Below are 2,656 nucleotides of genomic sequence, written 5' to 3'. Positions count from 1 at the left end.
GTTGGTCATGTACATCGGCAGCGAGCCGGCGGTCGATCGGTTGGCCGCTTTTTCAAAGAACTTGAGGATCGCGAAGCGTGGTTTCGCGTTCCATCCGTCGGACATCGATTGCAAGCACATCGCCACCAGGGTGCGCGTCTCGTGCGGCGCGTCGGATTCCAGGTACTCGATCGCGCGATCGGCCAAGGATTCGGAACTGAGGTACGTGGCCAGCCGAATGACTTCGTGATTGATTCTCGGTTCGCCCGCAGGAAACTCTTCGGCGATCTGTGCGCCCAGCGGGGCGACCTTTGCGGGATCCAGGCCGCTGCGATGCAACGTCACCTGACAGAGCCGCAAGACATCGATGAAGTCGGCATCGCTGAGGAATCCGGTCATCATTTCGCTGCAGCGTTCCAAGACCGCCAAGGCTGTTTTTTCACTGTGGTCGACGTCGACCAATGCGAGCATGCCGACGATGGCGACGCGTGTCTTGTCGGTGCCGAGCACTTCGTCGCGGAAGGTTTCGGCGGGCATTCGTTCGAGCAGCTTGCGGCCGACGAACGCCAGCGTCCGGTCACCGCTTGCGATCACCTCAAACAGACCGTCGACGTCTTCGGGCGTGATGTTGCCTCGCAGCATCGCTTCGCATGCAGCCCGTCGGACTGCCGGTGCGTCGTCTACCAAAAGTTCCGCAAGGCGTTTTTCACCGCGCGGCCCCGGGGCTCGGCCCAGCATCAGCGCGGACTTCGCACGCACGAGTTCGCTTTCGGCTTGACTGAGTTCCAGCAACAGGTCTTCGCTGGGGATGGGGCCGAACAGTTGCATCAGCGTCATCGCGCGGACACGGTAGTCCGGCGGGTTGTCATCGCTGTAGGCAACTCCGGCGACCAGTTGGTTCCAGCTGTCACCGAGTTCGCTTTTGATCGAGGCGATCTTTTGACGCGTCCATGCCGATTCGACTTGCGGTTGGCGGATGGCGGCGGCGATTCCCGTCCCGAGTTTGTTCATCCGGTCGGGCACCTCGCCCTTGTAGATGACGCGGTAGACGCCACCGGCGGTCGACCGGCCTCCGGTACAGAAATACAACCCGCCGTCGGGGCCGACTTCCAAGTCGGTGACGTTCAGCGGTTGGCCTTGCAGGAAGACTTCGCTGTCGGCCACAAAGCTCGCCCCACGTGGTTTCAGACGAACATTCAGGATGCGTCCTTCGCTCCAGTCGGCCAGGAACAGTGTGTTTTGGTAACGGACGGGAAACGCGTAGTGTTCGTAGCAGACGCCTCCGGTCGGGCTGCCGCGTCCGGTGTCGAGCATGTCGGGCAGGCGGTCGTAATAGTACTCGGGCCATTTCGCCCAACCGGTTCGCCAGCCAAACTCACCCGCTTCGGTGACATCGAAGACGGCGTTGGGACGATACCATGCGGTGTCGACGTCGGCTTCCATGTCGGCATCGTGCACGAACATGGCACCGCCGGAATGAAAGACGATGTCGTAGGGGTTTCGCAGTCCGCCGGCGACGCGTTCAATGACGCTGCCGTCGATGTTGGTTCGAACGATGGTTCCGCCGGGCGCCTTGATGCCTTGGCCGTGACCGGCGGGGTCTTCGTAACGCGGCAGCAAGTCGCCTTCGTAGGCATCGCGATAGGTTTGTCCGTCGCCGATTTCACCGACCGCTTGCACGTGGCTTCCCAGTGCGACATAGATCATGCCGTCGGGACCCAATCGTAAACCGTGCGGACCGTGTTCACCGGGACGTGCCGGGCGACCGGCCGCGTCGACGAATTTGACGATCGCTTCAACCTTCTCCAGCGTTCCGTTGCGATCGCTGTCGGACAACTTGTACAACGCCGGGCCTTCGGGGCCATCGCCGGTGACAAACACTTGGCCGTTGAGTGCCAGAATGCCCTGACATGATTTCACTTTGTCGCAATACGTGCGAACCGTTTCGGGGACACCGTCGTCGTTGTCATCATAGGCCAGCAGCAGCGGCCCGTTTTCTTTGGAGATCAACAGGTGGCCGAATTCGTTGAAGGTCATCGCGATCACCGATCCGATCTTGTCGTCGGACAGAATGCGTTGGACGCCGAAGCCTTTTTGGATTTGAAACCGTTCCCGCTGTTGGGTCGTGGGTGCGGCCGGAGGGGGCGTTTGGTTCGGTTGGTTTGGTCCGGCCAGTCCACCGGACGCCATGATCGATCGGCCGGTGCTGGCGGCGATCGGTGCCGGTGGAGTCGGAGGCGCGGAAGGGGCGGGTTTGGATGATGCGGCAACGGAGCGTTCGGGTTCGGTTTCGACGCGATCCCACGGGGCGGTGTCGCCGAGCGGTCCGAAGGCCGCCGCGGATCCCCACAAGCGATCGTTGAAGACGACGGTTTCCCACAGTTCGCTGTCGTCGGTGCTGGTTTTCCAGGAGGCGTCGGAGCTAAAGGTGAACCATTTGTCGCTATTTTCAGGCCGGACCGAAACGCGAGCGGCAAGTGCGGCGGTGTCGCCGCGACGGTTACGGACCTTCACCGCGACGATGTTGCGTCCGACTTCGAAATACTCGCTGACGTCATACTCGTCGACGGTCCGAGACGATTGGCCCGTGCCGATCGCGTGCCCGTTGACGAACAATTCATACTGGTCGTCCGCAGCGATCTCGATCCGGGCTTCGGCGGGCACCCGCAGGTTGATC

Annotated in this window: 1 protein-coding gene; it reads right to left on the bottom strand. The window is 61.7% G+C overall.

Annotated features, from left to right (window positions below):
- Positions 1 to 2,656: HEAT repeat domain-containing protein (locus tag ABX749_RS28885; RefSeq protein ID WP_372899088.1), on the bottom strand; the 2,656-nt coding region annotated here is incomplete at both ends.

This window comes from Stieleria sp., from assembly GCF_041595215.1.
GTDB lineage: Bacteria > Planctomycetota > Planctomycetia > Pirellulales > Pirellulaceae > Stieleria > Stieleria magnilauensis.
This window is presented reverse-complemented; position numbering and strand designations above follow the sequence as displayed.